This is a genomic window from Streptomyces sp. NPDC002092, from assembly GCF_053593775.1.
In genome coordinates, this window is the sequence record NZ_JBSFDG010000011.1 from 309,781 (window position 1) to 328,617 (window position 18,837).

Sequence of the window (18,837 nt, forward strand, 5' to 3'; positions counted from 1 at the left end):
CGGCCACGGGCCCTCACGCACCCCCCACTGGAGGATGACGATGTCCGGAGCCAGAGCGCTCCACGGCCTCTGGGCCGCCCCCTTGGCCCTGCTCGCCCTACTGGCCCAGGGCCTGGCCACGACCGGGGCCGCGCACGCGGCACCCGCCGAGCGCCGAGTGTCGACCGCCGAGCTGTACGTGGCGCCGGATGCGGCTCCCGGCGGGAACGGTACCGCCGAGCAGCCGTTCGCCACCATCGAGCAGGCGCAGCAGCCCGCGCACCGGCTCTCGGCCGACGCGGACGTCGTGGTCCACCTGGCCGGGGGCACCTACCGGCTGTCCAAGCCGCTGACCTTCGGCTCCGGCGACGGCGGCCAGAACGGCCACACCATCACCTACCAGGCCGTGGCCGGGCAGCAGCCGGTCGTGAGCGGCGCCCAGCAGCTCTCGGGTTGGCAGGTGCATGATCAGAACAGCAATGTCTGGTCGGTTCACGTCGGCACCGGCGTGAACACACGTCAGTTGTACGTGAACGGCAAGCAGGCACCGCGGGCGGCGATCCAGGTGCCCCGTTCCAGCTTCACCTTCACGCAGACCGGCCTGACGGTCACCGACTCGTCCCTCGACTACCTGGCCGGCCTCTCGGACCAGAAGCACCTGGAAGTCGAGAGCATCAACTCCTTCACCGACCGCTACGCGCCGGTCCAGTCGATCAGCGGCAGAACGATCACCATGCAGCAGCCCGCGTGGAACAACAACTCCTGGGGCTACGACACCATCAACGCGCCGTTCGCCGGCGGGACGATGTACCTCGAGAACAACTACGCGTTCCTCAAGCAGGCCGGCCAGTGGTATCTCGACTCGTCCACCGGCGACCTCTACTACCGGGCCCAGCCCGGGCAGAACCCGAACGGCCTCGACGTGGAACTGCCCCGGCTGCAGAGCCTGCTCGGCATCAGCGGCAGCTACGACTCACCGGCGACCGGCCTCGCGTTCACCGGCATCAGCTTCACGGGAACCTCCTGGCTCGGCCCGAGCGGACCCGACGGCTACGCGGACCAGCAGAGCGGTGCACACATCAACGGCGCCTACGCGATGCCCGCCAACTGGCTGAGCACCTGCAAGTCGGGGTGCACACAGTTCGAGGCCACCCGTAACCACTGGGTGCAGATGCCCGCCGCCGTACAGGTCTCCGCCGCCACCGGCATCACCTTCTCCGGCAACACGTTCTCCGAACTCGGCCAGGCCGGACTGGGCGTGGGCAACGACGGTGTCGCGACGGCCTCCGGCACCGGGCTCGGCGCGAACGGCATCACCGTCACCGGCAACACGTTCACCGACCTCGCCGGCAGCGGCATCCAGATCGGCGGCATCCAGCCGGACGCCCACCACCCCAGCGACCCGCGGATGACCAACCAGAACATCACCATCAGCAACAACAAGGTCAGCGGCGTGGGCACCGACTACAAGGAGACCGCGGGCATCCTGTCCACCTACGTCACCAACGTGACGATCACCCACAACCAGTGCGACCACCTGCCCTACGACGGGATCGACATCGGCTGGGGCTGGGGGATGAACGACCCCGGCGGCAGCCAGGACTACGCCAACCGGGGCACGTACAACTACCAGCCCGTCTACAGCACCCCCACGACGCTGAAGAACAACACCGTCTCCCACAACCTGGTCTTCGACACCAAGAACGCGATGTTCGACGGCGGCAGCATCTACAGCCTGTCCGCCATGCCCGGCTCGGTGATCTCCGAGAACTACATGTACGACAACCACCGCACCACCGCGCTGTACCTGGACGAGGGCTCCCGGTACCTGAAGGTGTCCGGCAACGTGGTGCAGGACGCCGGCAACTGGGCGCTCACCAACGCCAATGCGAACAACCACACCGACGACAGCACCTTCTCCGGCAACTGGTACAACGGCGGCAACACCTACGTCGCCACCGGTCCTCCGCACAACAACGTCCTCACCGGCAACGTCCTGGTCAGCGGCACCAACTGGCCGCAGGGCGCGAGGCAGGTCATCGAGCAGGCGGGAGTGCAGTCGTCGGGCGATGGCGGTGGCTTCCCCACTGGCTACCACCAGCTGGTGATCGGCAGCAACGGCCTGTGCCTGGACGTGTACGGCAACTCCGGCAGCGCGGGCGCCGCGATCGACCAGTGGACCTGCAACGGGCAGAGCAACCAGCAGTTCGAGTTCGTGCCGGCCTCGGGCGGTTACGGGCAACTGCGGGCGCAGCACTCCGGACAGGCCGTCGCGGTGTCGGGCGGCTCCACGACCGCCGGTACGCCCGACATCGTGCAGCAGGCCACGGACGGGGCGGCCGCGAGTCTGTGGCTGCCGGTACGGCAGTCCGACGGCTCGTACTCCTTCCAGAACAAGAACAGCGGCCTGTGCCTCGACGTCTACGGCGGCACCAGCAACCTCGGCCGGCAGCTCGACCAATGGCCCTGCAAGAACACGGCCGGCAGCAACCAGGACTTCACCCCCCGCTGACCGGCTCTCGTTCTCGTTCACCCCACCCACTGTCCCGCACCAGTGAGGAACGCCGATGAAGAAGCACTCATCCCCCCTGCCTGCTGTCGGGCTCGGCAAAGAGCCCCGCCCCCGCAAGGCCCTCGCCCTGGCCGCCGGACTGGCAGCCGGTGCTGCACTGGTCCTGGCCGGCCCGGTGAGCCCCGCCGCGCATGCCGCATCCGGCACGCTGGGCGCGGCTGCGGCCGACAGCGGACGCTATTTCGGCACGGCCGTGGCAGCCGGAAAGCTCGGCGACTCGACGTACTCCACGATTCTCGACCGGGAATTCAACATGATCACCCCCGAGAACGAGATGAAGTGGGACACCACCGAACCCTCCCGCGGCAACTTCAACTTCGGCCCCGCCGACCAGATCGTCAGCCACGCCACCGCGCACGGGCAGCGGATGCGCGGCCACACCCTGGTCTGGCACTCCCAACTGCCCGGCTGGGTCGGCTCCATCAGGGACGCGAACACCCTGCGCAGCGTGATGGACAACCACATCACCCAGGAGATGACCCACTACAAGGGCAAGATCTACGCCTGGGACGTGGTCAACGAGGCGTTCGCCGACGGCGGCAGCGGTCAGCAGCGCAGTTCGGTGTTCCACGACGTGCTGGGCAACGGCTTCATCGAGGAGGCGTTCCGCACCGCACGGAACGCCGACCCCTCCGCCAAGCTCTGCTACAACGACTACAACATCGAGAACTGGACCGACGCTAAAACCCAGGGCGTCTACAGCATGGTGCGCGACTTCAAGTCACGCGGCGTACCCATCGACTGCGTCGGCTTCCAGTCCCACTTCGGCACCGGCGGCCCGCCGTCCAGCTTCCAGACCACGCTGTCGAACTTCGCCGCGCTGGGCGTCGACGTACAGATAACCGAGCTGGACATCGCGCAGGCGCCGGCAAGCGCCTACGCGAACACCGTCAAGGCGTGCATGAACGTCGCGCGGTGCACCGGCATCACCGTGTGGGGCATCCGCGACAGCGACTCCTGGCGCACCGGTGAGAACCCGCTGCTGTTCGACAACAACGGCAACAAGAAGCCCGCCTACGACGCGACCCTGACCGCGCTGGGCGGCGGCACCGGGAACCCCGGCGGCGGCATCGTCTCGGGCCAGGTGTACCAGGTGAGCGTGGCCTCCGCGGGGCGGGTGCTGGACGTGCCGAGCGGGCAGACCGGGAACGGCACGCCGGTGCAGATCTGGGACGCCAACGGGAGCGCCGCGAACCAGCAGTGGCGGGCCAACCAGAACAGCGACGGCTCGTACACACTGACCAACATCGCCAGTGGGCGGGTGCTGGACGAGCCCGGTGGCCAGACCGGCAACGGCACGCGGATGACGATCTGGGACAGCAACGGCGGTGCGAACCAGCACTGGCGGGCGACCCAGAACGGCGACGGGTCCTACACCCTGATCAACGTGGCCTCCGGCCGGGCGCTGGAGGTCCCCGGGGGGCAGAGCGCCAACGGGAGCCCCGTCCAGATCTGGGACTCCAACGGCGGAGCCAACCAGCACTGGAGCTTCAGGTGAGGTGATCGGCGCCCGGTCAGGGCACCCGGAACGGATACTCGCGTCCGGCACGGCGGCCGCCGCCGGACGCGGGTTTCGGCCTGCCCTCATGGCGCTCTGACCAGGAGAAACATGGGATGGATCGACCTGCCGAATCGACCCGCAGCCTCTATTGACAGGGTCATGGCCCTGTGGGACACCTATGCGACATGGGATGTCTGAGGGTTCTCTGTGGATACGCCATGACTCGGCGGCCACGTTTGTCGGCCGCTGCCGTATGCGTCATGGCACTGCTCACCCTGTCGCTGACGACCGCGCCCACATGGTCGGCGTCGGCGTCGCCGGCACCCCTGGTGAGCACGGCGTCGGGGCGGTGCCTGGACGTCAAGGGCAATGCCGACACGCCCGGAACCGCGCTGGAGATCTGGGACTGCAACCAACAGGCCAATCAGGCGTTCGAGTTCACCTCGGCGGGCGAGCTGCGGACGATGAACGGCACCCGGTGCGTGGACGCCTACGACGACCGGACAGCTCCGGGGAGCCCGGTGGTCATCCGGGAGTGCGACGGGCGAGCGACCCAGGTGTGGCGACAGAACGCCGACGGGTCCGTCACCGGTGCCCGGTCAGGTTTCTGCCTGGACGTCAACGGGACGGGGACGGCCAACGGCACCGCGGTCGTCCTGTGGACCTGCAACGGCCAGAGCAACCAGAAGTGGACCACGCCAACACCCCCGTCCCCGCCCCCGCCCGGCGGATCCGGTCCGTGTGACATCTACGCCGCGGGCGGCACCCCGTGCGTGGCCGCGCACAGCACCGTGCGGGCGCTCTACGGTTCGTACAACGGCTCCCTGTACCAGGTCAGGCGCGCCTCGGACAACGCGACCAGGGACATCGGCCTGCTGACGCGAGGGGGCTTCGCCGACGCGGCGGCGCAGGACTCCTTCTGCGCGGGCACCTCGTGCGTGATCACGGTCGTCCGTGACCAGTCCGGACACGGCAACGACCTGTGGTACCAGGGCTCGGCCCAGGTCCCGGGATCGAGCCAGAGCAGCCCCGCGAAAGCGACCTCCGAGTCGCTGACCGCCGGCGGCACCAAGGCGTACTCGCTGTACATCAACCCCGGGAACAGCTACTGGCGGGACGGTCACCTCACGGGCGTGCCGACCGGTGCGGCACCCGAGGGGGCGTACATGGTGACCAGCGGCACCCATGTCAACAACGGCTGCTGCTTCGACTACGGCAACAGCGAGACGACCCGGAAGGCCGACGCCGCCGGCGCGATGGACGCGATCAACTTCGGCACCCAGTGCTGGTTCGGCGGCTGCCGGGGAAGCGGTCCCTGGGTGCAGGCCGATCTCGAATGGGGCCTCTACTCCGGCGGCAGCCAGTCCTGGAACACCAACCAGCGGGCGTTTGCGAACAAGTTCGTCACCGCGATGCTGAAGAACAACGGCACGTCGAGGTTCGCCCTCAAGGGCGGCAACGCCCAGTCAGGCGGCCTGACCACCCTCTGGGACGGCTCACTCCCCGGCGGATACAGCCCCATGAAGAAACAAGGGGCCATCGTCCTCGGCAGCGGCGGCGACTGCTGCAAGCCCGGCGGCGGCGCCAACCTGAGCGCCGGCACCTTCTACGAAGGAGCCATCGTCGCCGGCTACCCCTCCGACGCGACGGACAACGCGGTGCAGGCCGACATCGCCGCCGCCGGCTACCGCTGAACTCCTCACACTTACTTCTCCCAACTCGCCTCAGGAGCCGATGACTTATGCCCATGACCACTGCGCGAGCCGGGCGCCTTCGGCCGCTCCCACCGATGCTGTCCCTGCGCAGAACCCTGGCGCTCACCTTCTCGGCCGTGCTGCTCGCCGTGGCCGCCCCCCTCGTCTCCCTCGGCGCGGCGCAGCCCGCCGCCGCGCTCGGCAACGGACTGGCGCTCACCCCGCAGATGGGCTTCAACGACTGGAACGCGTACGGCTGCAACGTCTCCGAGTCGCTGATCAAGTCCACCGCGCAGGCGATGCACACCAACGGCATGCAGGCGGCGGGATATTCGTACGTCAACATCGACGACTGCTGGATGACCCACAACCGCGACTCCGGCGGCCGCCTGGTGCCGGACCCGGCCAAGTTCCCCGACGGCATCAAGGGCACCGCGGACTACGTGCACTCGCTGGGACTGAAGCTGGGAATCTACGAGGACGCGGGCACCGCGACCTGTGCGGGATACCCCGGCAGCCTCGGACACGAGACCACGGATGCGCAGTCCTTCGCGGCGTGGGGCGTGGACTATCTGAAGTACGACAACTGCAACAACACCGGGGTGCCGGCAAGGACCCGGTACACCGCGATGCGGGACGCCCTGGCGGCCACGGGCCGGCCGATCCTGTTCAGCCTGTGCAACTGGGGCCAGGAGAACGTGTGGACCTGGGGCGCGGACGTGGGCAACAGCTGGCGCACCACCGGGGACATCACGGCCGACTACTCCAGCATGCTGTCGATCTTCCACAGCAACGTCGGACTGGCCTCCTACGCCGGACCCGGCCACTGGAACGACCCGGACATGCTGGAGGTCGGCAACGGCTCGCTGACGACCACCGAGAGCCGCAGTGAGTTCAGCCTGTGGGCGGAGATGGCCGCGCCGCTGATCGCGGGCACCAACATCTCCCAGGCCAGTGCGGACACCCTGTCCACGCTCACCAACTCCCGGGTGATCGCGGTCGACCAGGACCCCCTCGGGAAACAGGGCACCATGGTGTCGTCCTCGGGCGGCCTGGACGTGCTGGCGAAGCCGCTGGCGAACGGGGACGTGTCGGTTGCGCTGTTCAACGAGACCGGCTCGACCGCGACCATCACCACCACCGCGGCCGCGATCGGCAAGACCGGGGCATCCACCTACACCCTCACGGACCTGTGGTCGGGGGCGTCCTCGACCACCTCGGGCACGATCAGCGCCCGGGTGCCGGCCCACGGCACCGTGATGTACCGGGTCGCCGGCGGCACCAGCGGCGGCGGCACCAGCGTGACCGGTGCGGTGCACGCGGTGGGCGCCGGCAAGTGCCTGGACGTACCGAACTCCACCACGACAGCCGGCACCCAGGTGGAGATCTGGAGCTGCAACGGCGGCGCCAACCAGACCTGGACGCACAACGCCTCCAACCAGCTCACCGTCTACTCCGGCAACTCCCAGATGTGCCTGGACGCCTACAACAACCAGACCACGCCGGGGACGAAGGTGGAGATCTGGAACTGCAACGGCCAGACCAACCAGCAGTGGACGCTGAACTCCGACGGCACCATCAAGGGCGTCCAGTCCGCCCTGTGCCTGGGCGTCACCGGAGGCTCCTCGGCTGACGGAGCCCTGGCCGAGCTGGAGACCTGCAACGGCAGCAGCAGTCAGCGGTGGACGCTGGGCTGACTCCCTCTCCCCACGGCCACCGGCAGCTTCGGTGCCGTAGTGCGACGGCACCGCGACAGAGGAGATTTCCGTGCTCCGATCAGCAATCCACCGCCGACACAGGCGGTTTCCGGTAGTGCTCCTGCTCGCCCTGGCGATGGCCCTGGCCGTGTTCGGCGCACCGGCGCCCGTGTCCGCGGCGGACGTGTCGCTTCCGTGCGACATCTACGCGGCGGGCGGTACGCCCTGCGTGACGGCGCACTCCACGACCAGGGCGCTCTTCGCCTCGTACAACGGGCCGCTGTACCAGATCCAGCGGTCCTCCGATCACGGCTACCGCGACATCGGGGTGCTCGGCACGGGCGGGTACGCGGACGCGGCGTCCCAGGTGTCGTACTGCCGGGGCACCTCGTGCACGATCACGAAGATCTACGACCAGACCGCCAAGCACAACGACATGCCGATCTCCTGGGGCGGCTACTGGAAGGGCCCCGGCCCGAACGGGTCGGACGTGGGAGCGGACGCCATGGCCCTGCCGGTGACCGCGGCCGGCCACCAGGTCTTCGGGGTCAAGGTCACCCCCGGCGTCGGCTACCGGATCGACCACGCGAGCGGCGTGCCCACCGGATCCCAGCCCGAGGGCATCTACATGGTGACGTCGTCGAACTACACCAGCCAGTGGTGCTGCTTCGACTACGGCAGCGGTGAGAACTCCCACACCGACACCGGCAACGCCACCATGAACGCCATCTACTGGGGCACCGCCTGCTGGTTCGGCGGCTGCACCGGCAGCGGGCCGTGGGTCGAGGCGGACCTCGAGAACGGCATGTTCCACACCAACACCGGCTCCAACAAGGACCCGAACAACCAGGGTGTCCACTACCCGTTCGTCAGCGCATGGCTCAAGAACAACGGCACCACCAACTTCACCCTCAAGTACGGCAACGGCACGAGCGGCGGCCTGACCACCACCTTCTCCGGCCCCCTGCCGAACGGCTACTCACCGATGAAGGTGGACAGCTCGGTCCTGCTCGGCACCGGCGGCGACAACAGTCCCAATGGCGTCGGCGAGTTCTTCGAAGGCGCGGTGACGGCGGGCTACCCCTCCGACGCCACCGAGAACGCCGTCCAGGCCGCCGTCACCGCCGCCGGCTACGGGGTGACAAGCGGCGGCGGTACGACCGGTGCGCTGCACGCGGTGGGCGCGGGCCGCTGCCTGGAGGTGCCAGGCGGGTCCTCGACGCCGGGTACGCAGACCCAGATCCGGGACTGCACCGGCGCCGCGAACCAGACCTGGTCCCAGACCGCCTCCCACGAGCTCACCGTCGACTCCGGCGGCAGCCGTCTGTGCCTGGACGCCTCCGGGCAGGGCACCAGCCCCGGCACCAAGGTCATCACCTGGACCTGCAACGGCCAGAGCAACCAGCAGTGGACGCTGAACGCCGACGGCACCGTCACCAGCGTCCCATCGGGCCTGTGCCTGGACGTCACGGGCGCCGCCACGGCCAACGGCACCCCCGTAGAACTGTGGACCTGCAACGGCCAGTCCAACCAGCAATGGTCACTGAAATGACCCGGTGACCCAACTTCTTCGTCCGCCGACCACACAGCCTCCGGGCCCCGCGGCCGGCCCCTCCACCCCGGCCGCGGGGCGCCTCCCACCTGTGAAGGGAACCCACCGTGTCAGCATTCAGACGGCTGTTACGACACCTGCGCCCCTCGACAGCCGTGCTCGCGGGCCTCCTCCTGACCGTCGGCGGCCTCGTCGGCACAGCCGCCGCGCCGGCCCGGGCCGCCACCTCCATCACGATCAACGGCGCGTCCGGCGGCCGGATCTTCGACGGCGTCGGCGCGATCAGCGGCGGGGGCGGCAACAGCAGACTCCTGATCGACTATCCCGAGCCCCAGCGCGGCCAGATCCTCGACTACCTGTTCAAGCCCGGCTACGGCGCCTCCCTGCAGATCCTGAAAGCGGAGATCGGGGGTGACACCAACTCCACCTCGGGGGCCGAACCGAGCCACCAGCACACGCGGTCCGACCTGAACTGCAACCGGGGCTACGAATGGTGGCTGATGGAGCAGGCCAAGGCGCGCAACCCCGACATCAAGCTGTACGGGCTGGCCTGGGGCGCGCCCGGCTGGATCGGCGGCGGGAACTTCTGGTCCACCGACATGGTCAACTACGCGCTCTCCTGGCTGGGCTGCGCCAAGCAGCACGGTCTGAGCATCGACTACCTCGGCGGTTGGAACGAGCGGGGCTACAACGTCTCCTGGTACCAGCAGCTGCGCTCCGCGCTCAACAGCAACGGCTACGGCAACGTCAAGATCGTCGCGGCCGACTCCGACTGGGGGGTGGCCAACGACATCAACTCCAACGCGTCCTTCGCCTCCGCGGTGAGCGCCATCGGCACGCACTATCCCTGCGGTTACCGGTCGGCCCAGACCAACTGCTCGGTGCCGGCGGCCGCCATGGCGACCGGCAAGCCCCTGTGGGCGAGCGAGAACGGCTCGGACGACTACAACGGGGGAGCGCAGGCCATGGCCCGCGGCATCAACCGCGGATACATCGACGGACGCATGACCGCGTACCTCAACTGGCCGGTGGTCGCCGCCCTCACACCCAACCTGCCGTACCCCACCATGGGCCTCGCCCTGGCCTCGCAGCCCTGGTCCGGTGCCTACTCGATCGGCAAGAACACCTGGGTGATGGCGCACACCAGCCAGTTCACCGCGCCGGGGTGGCACTACCTGGATGCCTCCAGCGGCTACATCGGCGGCAACCGCAACAACGGCAGCTACGTGTCGCTGAAATCCACCGACAACTCCGACTACTCCACGGTCGTCGAGACGATGGACGCCGGCAGCGCCCAGACGCTGAACTTCAACGTCACCGGGGGACTGTCCACCGGCACCGTCCACGTCTGGTCCACCGATGTCGGCTCCGGCAACCCGGCCGACCAATTCGTGCACACCGCGGACATCACCCCGTCCGGCGGCGGTTTCAGTCTCACCGTCCAGCCCGGCCACCTGTACACCCTGACCACCACGACCGGACAGGGCAAGGGCACGGCCACGGGTCCCGCCAAGAGCGCGCTGAAGCTGCCGTACAGCGACTCCTTCGACGGCAACGCCACCGGCACCGAGGCCAAGTACCTCATGGACTGGCAGGGCGCCTTCGAGACGGTGGGCTGCGGCGGCGGCCGCAGCGGCAAGTGCGTGCGCCAGATGAGCCCGCAGAAGCCGATCGCCTGGGACACGCTGACCGATCCGCACGCCCTCCTCGGTGATGTGGGCTGGAGCAACTACACGGTCTCGTCGGACGTGCTGCTCGAACAGCCCGGTTACGCCGAACTGATCGGCCGTGCGGGCGCACACGACTACGACCGCACCGGAGGACAGAACGCATACCGCCTGCGGGTGAGCGACACCGGGGCCTGGTCGGTCCTGAGCACGAACACCGGCGGCACCGTCTCCACCCTGGCCCGCGGGACGACCGCGGCGCTGGGAACCAACCGGTGGCACACCCTGGGCCTCACCTTCTCCGGCACCACCATCACCGCCGTCATCGACGGTGCCACGGCCGGGTCCGTGAACGACAGCACCTGGGCGACCGGGCAGATCGGCTACGGAACCAGCCAGGGCGAGACGGCGCAGTTCGACAACCTGTCCATCACCCCCGGCAGCGGCGGAAACGACGGCGGCACGACCGGCGCGATCGTCGGGGCCGCCTCCGGCCGGTGCGTGGACGTGCCGAACCAGTCGCACACGGCCGGCACCCAGGTGGCGCTGTGGGACTGCAACGGCGGCAGCAACCAGCAGTGGACCGACACCTCGACCGGTGAGCTGCGCGTCTACGGCAGCGACTGCCTGGACGCGGCGGGCCAGGGCACCAGCCCCGGCACCAAGGTGGACATCTGGGACTGCGACGGCGGCAGCAACCAGAAATGGACGCTCCACGCCGACGGCACGATCACCGGTGCCCAGTCCGGCCTGTGTCTCGACGCCACCGGCGCGGGCACGACCAACGGCACCCTGCTGCAGCTGTGGACCTGCAACGGCAGCAGCAACCAGAAGTGGACACGCGACTGATCCCGTCACCGGCTGACGAGCCCGAGTTCCGCACCCGCACCGTCAATTCCGAGAGGCCCCCCATGTCTTCGTCTTCCTCTTCCCTGCCGCTGAGCCGGCGCCGACTGCTGGCGGCGGCCGGCGCGGCCACGGCCTTCGGGCTGCTGAGGTTCGCCCCCGAGGCCGCCGCGACCGACGGCCCCGCGAGCTACACCCCGAGCTGGTCCTCCGTGGACCAGCACCCCCCGGCCCCGGCCTGGTTCCCGGACGCCAAGTTCGGCATCTACTACCACTGGGGCGTCTTCAGCGTCCCCGCCTTCGGGAACGAGTGGTATCCGCGCAACATGTACGTCGGCGGCTCGGCCGAGAACCAGCACCACATCGCCACCTACGGCGACCCCTCGGCATGGCCGTACCACAACTTCATCGACGGCGCCCGTGACAAGGCCGGCAACTACGTGCAGTTCGCCCCGAAACTCGTCTCCCAGGGCGGCAAGTGGGATCCGGACGCCTGGGCGCGGCTGTTCAAGGCCGCGGGCGCCAGATTCGCCGGCCCGGTCGCCGAGCACCACGACGGCTTCTCCATGTGGAACAGCCGCGCCAACCCGTGGAACTCAATCCAGCACGGCCCACGGCTCGACCTGGTGGGGCTGCACGCGCAGGCCATCCGCGGGCAGGGGCTGAAGTTCATGGCCTCGCTGCACCACGCCTACCACTTCAACGGCTACTACGACCACGTGCCCGCCCAGTCCGACCCGACGCTGCGGATCCTCTACGGCCAGCAGGGCTCGGCCGCGGAGAACAAGCTCTGGTACGACAAGCTGGTCGAGGTCATCGACGGCTACCAGCCGGACCTGGTCTGGCAGGACTTCGACCTGAACCTGGTGCAGGAGTCCTACCGGCTGCAGTTCCTCGCGCACTACTACAACCAGGCCGTCGCATGGAACAAGGACGTGGTCGCGACCTACAAGGACGGCCTCGACAACAAGGGTGAGGTCTTCGACTTCGAGCGCGGCGGCCCGGCAGGACTGCTCACCCCCTACTGGCTGACCGACGACAGCATCTCCTCCTCCAGCTGGTGCTACACGGTCGGCATCGGCTACTACTCGACGCAGGCCCTGCTGCACTCGCTGATCGACCGGGTCAGCAAGGGCGGCAACATGCTGCTGAACATCGCCCCGATGGCCGACGGCACCATCCCCTCCGGGCAGCAGTCGATCCTGCTCGCCATGGGCGACTGGCTCGGCCGCTTCGGAGAGGCGGTCTACGGCACCCGCTCCTGGACCAGTTACGGCGAGGGCCCCACCAAGATGGGCGGCGGCTCGTTCAGCGGCCCGGTGGCCGGCAAACCGCAGGACATCCGGTTCACCCGCAGCCGGGACAACAAGGTGCTCTACGCCACGGCCCTGGGCTGGCAGGGCGGCACGATGACCATCACGACGCTGAACTCGAACCAGATCAACCTCAGCACCCTGACCGGCGCCAAACTGCTGGGCAACACCGCCGGCACCTACATCGACCTGCCCGCACCGACCCAGGACGCCTCCGGCCTGCACCTCGCCATGCCCTCGGCGAACCCGCCGTTCAACGCCCTGGCGTACACCGTCAAGTTCACCTTCTCCGGTGAGATCCCCGTCCTGGGGGCGCCGGGCGGCTCCACGACCTGGGTGAAGATCGCCAACGTGACCAGCGGGCTCGTGCTCGACAGCGGGGGCAACGTCGCAGCGGGCGCCAATCTCAAGCAGTGGAACTACGACGGCAGCAGCAACCTGCAGTGGCAGCTGATCGACCTCGGCAACGGCTACTACCGCATCGTGAACCGCACCAACGGCATGGTCGCCGACAGCTACGGCAACTCCGCCAACGGCGCCCCCGCCCGCCAGCAGGTGTGGAACGGCGGCAACAACCAGCAGTGGTCGCTGAACAGCCTCGGCAACAACCGCTACCAGATCGTCAATCGCGGCACCGGCACCGCCCTCGACGGCAGCGGCAGCACCACGACCGGCTCCACCACGGTGCTGTGGACGCCGAACTCCAGCACCAACAACGAATGGACCATCACCACGGTCTGAATCCGATGGCAGAAGAAGGTGTGTATGAAACGCAAACCGCTCTTAATGTCCCTTGTGGCCGCGCTACTTCTCGTCCTGACCACTGCGGGCACTTCGTTCAGCAGCGGCCTCAGGGCACCCGCGGCGGCGAGCACCGGCTGCGGCAAGGCTCCGGCGCTGACGAGTGGTAACCACACGATTCAGAGCGGCGGCCAGAACCGCAGTTACATCCTGCGGGTCCCCGCCGGGTACGACAACAACCACCCCTACCGGCTGATCTTCGGCTTCCACTGGCGCGGCGGCACAGCGAACGACGTCGACTCGGGCGGAACGGACGGGTACAACTGGTCCTACTACGGCCTCAGGCGCCTGGCGGACAGCGCGAACAACGGCACGATCTTCGTCGCCCCGCAGGGCAACGGCAACGGCTGGGCCAACCCCGGCGGCCAGGACGTGGCCTTCGTCGACGCCCTGGTCAACCAGATCGAATCGGGCCTGTGCGTCGACACCACCCAGTTGTTCTCCGCCGGCTTCAGCTACGGCGGCGCGATGTCGTACGCCCTCGCCTGCTCCCGGGCGACGGTCTTCCGCGCGGTGGCGGTCTACTCCGGCGCGAACCTCAGCGGGTGCAACGGCGGCACCCAGCCCATCGCCTACATGGGTCTGCACGGCCTCAGGGACAATGTGCTGCCCATCTCACTGGGACGGGAACTGCGCGACACCTTCGTCCGGGCCAATGGCTGCACCCCGCAGAACCCGCCCGAGCCGGCCAACGGCAGCCTGACGCACATCATCACCACCTACTCCGGATGCAGGTCCGGATACCCCGTCGTCTGGGCCGCGTTCGACGGGGCGGGCCACGACCCCGGTCCCATCGACGGTTCCACCGGTGACGGCTGGCGCACCTGGACATCCGCAGCGGTGTGGCAGTTCTTCACCCAGTTCGGCTCGAGCACGCCCCCGCCCCCGCCGCCGCCCTCCGGCAACCAGAAGATCGTCGGCCAGCAGTCGGGGCGCTGCCTGGACATCGACAACTTCACCACCGCGAACGGCACCCAGGCACAACTGTGGGACTGCAACGGCGGCTCCAACCAACGGTGGAGCTACAGCGCCGGAAAGCAGTTGGTCGTCTACGGCAACAAGTGCCTGGGCGTCGGCCAGGCGGCGGGCAACGGCACCGCGGCGGCGATCTGGGACTGCAGCGGGCAGGCGGACCAGCAATGGAACGTGAACCCCGACGGCACCGTCACAGCAGCGCAGTCGGGGCTCTGTCTGGACGCCTCGGGTCAGCAAACCGCCAACGGGACGAAGATCCAGCTGTGGAGCTGCACGGGCGGCGCGAACCAGCACTGGCGCCTGGAGAACTGAAACGCCGGGGCCAGGGACGGCACGGTGCCTCCCTGGCCCCGGCACCTCGATGCCGCGACTACCTGCCGTACCCGGCCGCGGTGATGTTGGCCTGCACCGCGTTCTCCGTGGCGTCCGAGGGATAGCCGGAGGTCATGACGCCTTCGTAGAAGGTGCCGGCGGAGCCGTGGCTGTTGTCGCCGCCGATGCCGAGGATGATGGCGCCCTCCTTCTTCATCGGGTTGTAGCCGCCGACGTTGGGGCGGACCCCGTTGTAGAAGGTGGACAGGGAGCCGGACTGGGCGTTGCCGCCGCGGATGGCCCAGCGGCCCGGGCCGCCCTTGATGACCGCGGTGAGGTAACGGTGACTGATCGAGGGGTCGTTCGCGTTGTAGTGCTGGTTGACCCCGGAGAACAGGCCGTTCTCCAGGTCGGCCATGATCCAGGGGCCGTTGCCGCTGCCGTACCCCCAGACCTTGATGTTGCCGAAGTAGATGGCCTCCATGGTGCCGTTTCCGTTGTCCCGGCTGTTGGTCTCGGCGTTGCCGTAGTCGAAGCAGCACCCGCCGTTGTAGTGCGTGCCGTCCAGGACCGCGTACATGCCCTCGGGCTGGTCGCCCTTGGCGACCCCGTTGGTGTTGTTGTTGCGGTATCCGGTGCCGGGCGCCACGTAGACCCCGTACGCCTTGTGTCCGGCGACCGTGATGGGCGCAGCGGTCGCGTTGGCGAGGTTGTCGTAGCCGCCCGCGGCCGGCCCGGAGAAGCCGCCTGGAGGTGCCTGGGTGAGTCGGTTGTTGCGGCCGGACTGGTCGTAGATGACGGTGATCAGACAGCTGGTGCCGGCGCAGAACGAGTCCTGCGCCGCGGCGTTGGCGACCCCGCCCGCGCTGAGCACGCCGATGTTCCGGGTGGCGTTGTCGGAGGCGCGGCGCACCTGGTACAGGGGCCCGTTGTAGGAGGCGTACAGGGCACGGGTCGTGCTGTGCGCCGCCACGCAGGGGGTGCCGCCGGCGGCGTAGAGGTCGCAGGGCAGCGAGGTGGCGGCGGGTGCGGCCGGTGCGGCGGCGGTGAGCAGGCCGACGCAGAGCGCGGCGGCGGCGCCGGTGGCGAACAGTGCGTGCCGCAGGGGACGTAACCGTGGACGGAAGGGCATGAGCGGCTCCTTCGGTGGTGGGGGGTGCGGTCTCGCGCAGTGCCGGAAGGGGATCGTAGTCCGGAATATCGAACGGCGATCGGGTCTTCGGACTCTGAGGATGATAGGAACCCCGCCACAAACGTCAATGCCTGCCGCGTGATTCGCTGAAGTACCGCGACCGCTCAGCGGTCGAGGCGGTCGAGGCGGGCGAGGAGCAGGTTGGGGTCCTTGTCCGTGAGACAGGCGGCGCTCGGGACGTAGACCGTGTTGCCGTGGACGGCGATGGACGTGGGGGTCCGCAGGCCGTCGGCCGCGGTGAGTACGGCGGTGTGGGTGCCGTCGGGGCGGACGAGGTCCACCTGGTTGTCGTCGCGCGCCGCGAGGAGGGTGTCGCCGCGGCCGGTGAAGGCGAAGTCGTCGATGTACGGCATGCCGGAGGCGCGGACCTGGATGCGGCCCGCCGCGCCGTGTGCGGTGACCGGGATGCGCAGCACGGTGCCCTTGTCGAGATTGGTGGCCCACACGGCGCCGTTGTGCAGCTTCAGCCCGTTGGCGCCGGCGAACGAACTGGGCTCCAGGTCCCTGCCCTTGACCCACACCACGGCCTTTCCGCCGCGCGTGGAGAGGCGGTAGATGGCCGTGCACGGAGTCGGTGACATAGAGGCGGCCGGTGCGCCGGTCCAGCGCCAGGCCGTTGGGCAGTCCGTCGGCGGGCAGGGCGGCGATACGGTGCGGGCGGCCGCCGGGGCGCACGGCCCAGACGCCGGTGAGGTCGGCGGTGCCGGTGGCGTAGGTGACGTACAGGGTGCCGTCGTCGGCGCGGGCGATACCGCCGGCGAAGGCCTTGCCCAGGTTCGGATTGCTCGCCTTCGCCGGGGCCGGGAGCGTGGCCAGCACATGGGCGCGACCGCCGGGAGCGATGCGGACGATCTGCCGGGCGAATCGGCAAGTTCTTCACCCGCCGCACCGGCATGACTCCGGGCGCCTTCCGCCAGACCCAGCAGGGCGGTCGGACGCTCGCTGACGGACACTGGATGGCATGACGCGCAAGCCCGGCCCACCGTCCCGCCGTGCCGTGCTGCTGGGCGCGACCGGCACTCTCGTCGGCGTGGCGGCCTGCTCCGGCGGCTCCTCGCACACCGCGCCTTCAGCCTCGGGCACCGCCCGTTCCGGCCCGGCCTCCGCCCCTTCCGTCGCAGCGTCCCCCTCCGCCTCGCAGGTCGCCGCCCTGCCGCGCACCACGCCGTGGCGCCCGACCTCGGCCGAGGTCACTCCGGCCGCCAAGCTCCGTGCCGTTCAGGTCGTCGAGGCAATCGGGGCGTGGCCGGCGGGCAAGGGTGGCGCGGCGGCGGCCGGGGCGCGGGTGGCCGCGCTCCGGCTGCCCGCCGGCCTTGTCGACGAGGCAGGGCCGCTGCTGCCCGACGCGGACGCGGCCGTGCTGCAGGTGGTCGACGCGCAGTACGGCGGCATCCTCACCGACTCCGCGAGCGTGCTCGTCGTATGCCGTCAGTGGACCCGGCGCGGCGGCAGGGTGAGTGCCGGCGGTACGACGGTCGACGTGCGGCTGGCCCGGGCGGCCTCCGGCTGGACGGTCACCGCCCTGCACCCGGCCCGGCCGGGACCCGCCGTGTCGGCGCTCCCCGCCCGCGTCCGCGCGGTGCTGTCCGACTCCCGCATCGAGTTGCCGCCCGCCGCGCAGGCCGACCTGCACAGCGGGCGCGTACACGACAGCGTGCCGACGGCGATGCTGCGTCTGGCGGGCACCTACCGGATGTACGTCAGCGTGGTCCGCTCCGGCCATCCCCTCGACGTCTTCGGCACCAGCCGCCCCAGCGACCATCCGCTCGGGAGGGCGTTCGACGTGTGGCAGATCGACGGTCATGCGGTGGTCGATCCGGCCACGCCCCGCACGCTGATCGAGCGCTTCATGCGGGACGCGGCAGCGGCCGGTTCCTACAACGTCGGCGGACCCGTCCTGTTGTCCGGCGGCGGGGCCGCCAACCAGTTCTTCAGCGACAACACCCACCACGACCACGTGCACATCGGCTTCGACCACTGACCTTGGCCGCGCGGCTCCCGCTCGGGCGACCGGCCCCGCCGTCAGAGCCCGTCGCGCACCATGGCGGCGACGATCTGGACGTGGCGGTCGGCGGCCGTGTTCGAGAACTCGTTCTCGTAGTTGAGGCCGTACGGCCAGAAATGGACGCCGCCGGTGGACAGCGTGGCGTCCGGGCCGTCGAACTGCTTGACCAGGGCCGTGGCCTGCCCGCCGTGCCAAGTCCCGCCGCTCGACAGGGAGTTCCAGTTGGCGCTGGTGCCCACGCCGATGGTGTGGGCGATCTCGTGCAGGGCGGTCCGCTCGGTCATGTAACTGCGGTTGCTGCCGAAGCGGATCGTCCCGTTGTTGTTGCCGTCGGCGGTGGGGACGCTCGGGTCGTAGCGGACGGTGATGCTCTTGCCGAGGTCGCTGAGGTTGTTGTAGCGGGCCACCGCGGCGCTCATGGCCTTGGTGATCAGGTCGTACGCCGTCTGCTGGTCCTGAGTGGGGCTGCCTGCCCGTTCCAGGGTCCAGGTGATGGTGGCCGCGGCGGCCCGTTCCCGGGCGACCGGCGCGGTCTGCTGCGGAGCCGCCTGGGCTGTGCCCGGTCCCGCCAGCAGCGCGGCCGCCAGCGCGGCGGCGGCCAGTTTGCCGTGCCGGGAGAGGCCTGATCGTTCAGTGCGCTCCGCGGTGTGTCGTGAAGTCATGTGGGGGCCTCCTGTGTGGGGGGTGAGCCGTCGTGTGTGGGGGTGACGGACGAGGCAAGAGGGCATGGG

At 69.3% G+C, this 18,837-nt stretch carries 10 protein-coding genes and 2 pseudogenes; 9 read left to right on the forward strand and 3 right to left on the reverse strand.

Features of this window, described 5'->3' with window-relative positions:
- Window positions 1-40: 40 nt before the first annotated feature.
- The 8 genes and pseudogenes from ACWCRD_RS26465 to ACWCRD_RS26500 all read left to right on the forward strand — a co-directional run bounded on the left by ACWCRD_RS26465 (window position 41) and on the right by ACWCRD_RS26500 (window position 14,909).
- Window positions 41-2,491, forward strand: coding sequence for an RICIN domain-containing protein (locus tag ACWCRD_RS26465; RefSeq protein ID WP_450968254.1), 2,451 nt, complete (start codon window positions 41-43; stop codon window positions 2,489-2,491).
- Between the two features lie 55 nt (window positions 2,492-2,546).
- Window positions 2,547-4,046 (forward strand): annotated as a pseudogene (locus ACWCRD_RS26470) (endo-1,4-beta-xylanase); the annotation flags it as partial.
- A gap of 266 nt (window positions 4,047-4,312) precedes the next feature.
- Entirely contained in the window at window positions 4,313-5,746 is a 1,434-nt protein-coding gene (locus tag ACWCRD_RS26475; protein ID WP_450968255.1) for an arabinofuranosidase catalytic domain-containing protein, read from the forward strand.
- A 53-nt stretch (window positions 5,747-5,799) separates the two neighbouring features.
- Window positions 5,800-7,443 carry a glycoside hydrolase family 27 protein gene (locus ACWCRD_RS26480; RefSeq protein ID WP_450968256.1) on the forward strand — a complete coding sequence of 548 codons (1,644 nt, stop codon included), beginning with the start codon at window positions 5,800-5,802 and terminating at the stop codon, window positions 7,441-7,443.
- A gap of 70 nt (window positions 7,444-7,513) precedes the next feature.
- Complete coding sequence (locus ACWCRD_RS26485; RefSeq protein ID WP_450968257.1) at window positions 7,514-8,995, forward strand: arabinofuranosidase catalytic domain-containing protein; 1,482 nt, start codon at window positions 7,514-7,516, stop codon at window positions 8,993-8,995.
- A gap of 107 nt (window positions 8,996-9,102) precedes the next feature.
- A complete protein-coding gene (locus tag ACWCRD_RS26490) occupies window positions 9,103-11,511 on the forward strand; it encodes a ricin-type beta-trefoil lectin domain protein (protein ID WP_450968258.1) in 2,409 nt (802 codons plus the stop codon).
- Window positions 11,512-11,573: 62 nt separating this feature from the next.
- A complete protein-coding gene (locus ACWCRD_RS26495) occupies window positions 11,574-13,562 on the forward strand; it encodes an alpha-L-fucosidase (RefSeq protein ID WP_450968259.1) in 1,989 nt (662 codons plus the stop codon).
- A gap of 45 nt (window positions 13,563-13,607) precedes the next feature.
- Complete coding sequence (locus tag ACWCRD_RS26500; RefSeq protein WP_450968260.1) at window positions 13,608-14,909, forward strand: ricin-type beta-trefoil lectin domain protein; 1,302 nt, start codon at window positions 13,608-13,610, stop codon at window positions 14,907-14,909.
- A gap of 67 nt (window positions 14,910-14,976) precedes the next feature.
- On the opposite strand, the pseudogene ACWCRD_RS26505 reads toward ACWCRD_RS26500, so the two are convergent.
- Together ACWCRD_RS26505 and ACWCRD_RS26510 are read right to left on the reverse strand one after the other, a co-directional pair.
- Window positions 14,977-16,041, reverse strand: a pseudogene (locus ACWCRD_RS26505) (arabinofuranosidase catalytic domain-containing protein); the annotation flags it as partial.
- Window positions 16,042-16,205: 164 nt separating this feature from the next.
- Window positions 16,206-16,682 (reverse strand): hypothetical protein, encoded by a 477-nt coding sequence (locus ACWCRD_RS26510; protein WP_450968261.1) that lies wholly within the window; start codon window positions 16,680-16,682, stop codon window positions 16,206-16,208.
- Between the two features lie 380 nt (window positions 16,683-17,062).
- On the opposite strand from ACWCRD_RS26510, the gene ACWCRD_RS26515 reads away from it, so the two are divergent.
- Complete coding sequence (locus ACWCRD_RS26515) at window positions 17,063-18,082, forward strand: hypothetical protein (RefSeq protein ID WP_450968262.1); 1,020 nt, start codon at window positions 17,063-17,065, stop codon at window positions 18,080-18,082.
- Window positions 18,083-18,123: 41 nt separating this feature from the next.
- Here the strand turns inward: ACWCRD_RS26515 and ACWCRD_RS26520 are convergent, their stop codons facing one another.
- Entirely contained in the window at window positions 18,124-18,768 is a 645-nt protein-coding gene (locus ACWCRD_RS26520; protein ID WP_450968263.1) for a hypothetical protein, read from the reverse strand.
- Window positions 18,769-18,837 lie beyond the last annotated feature (69 nt).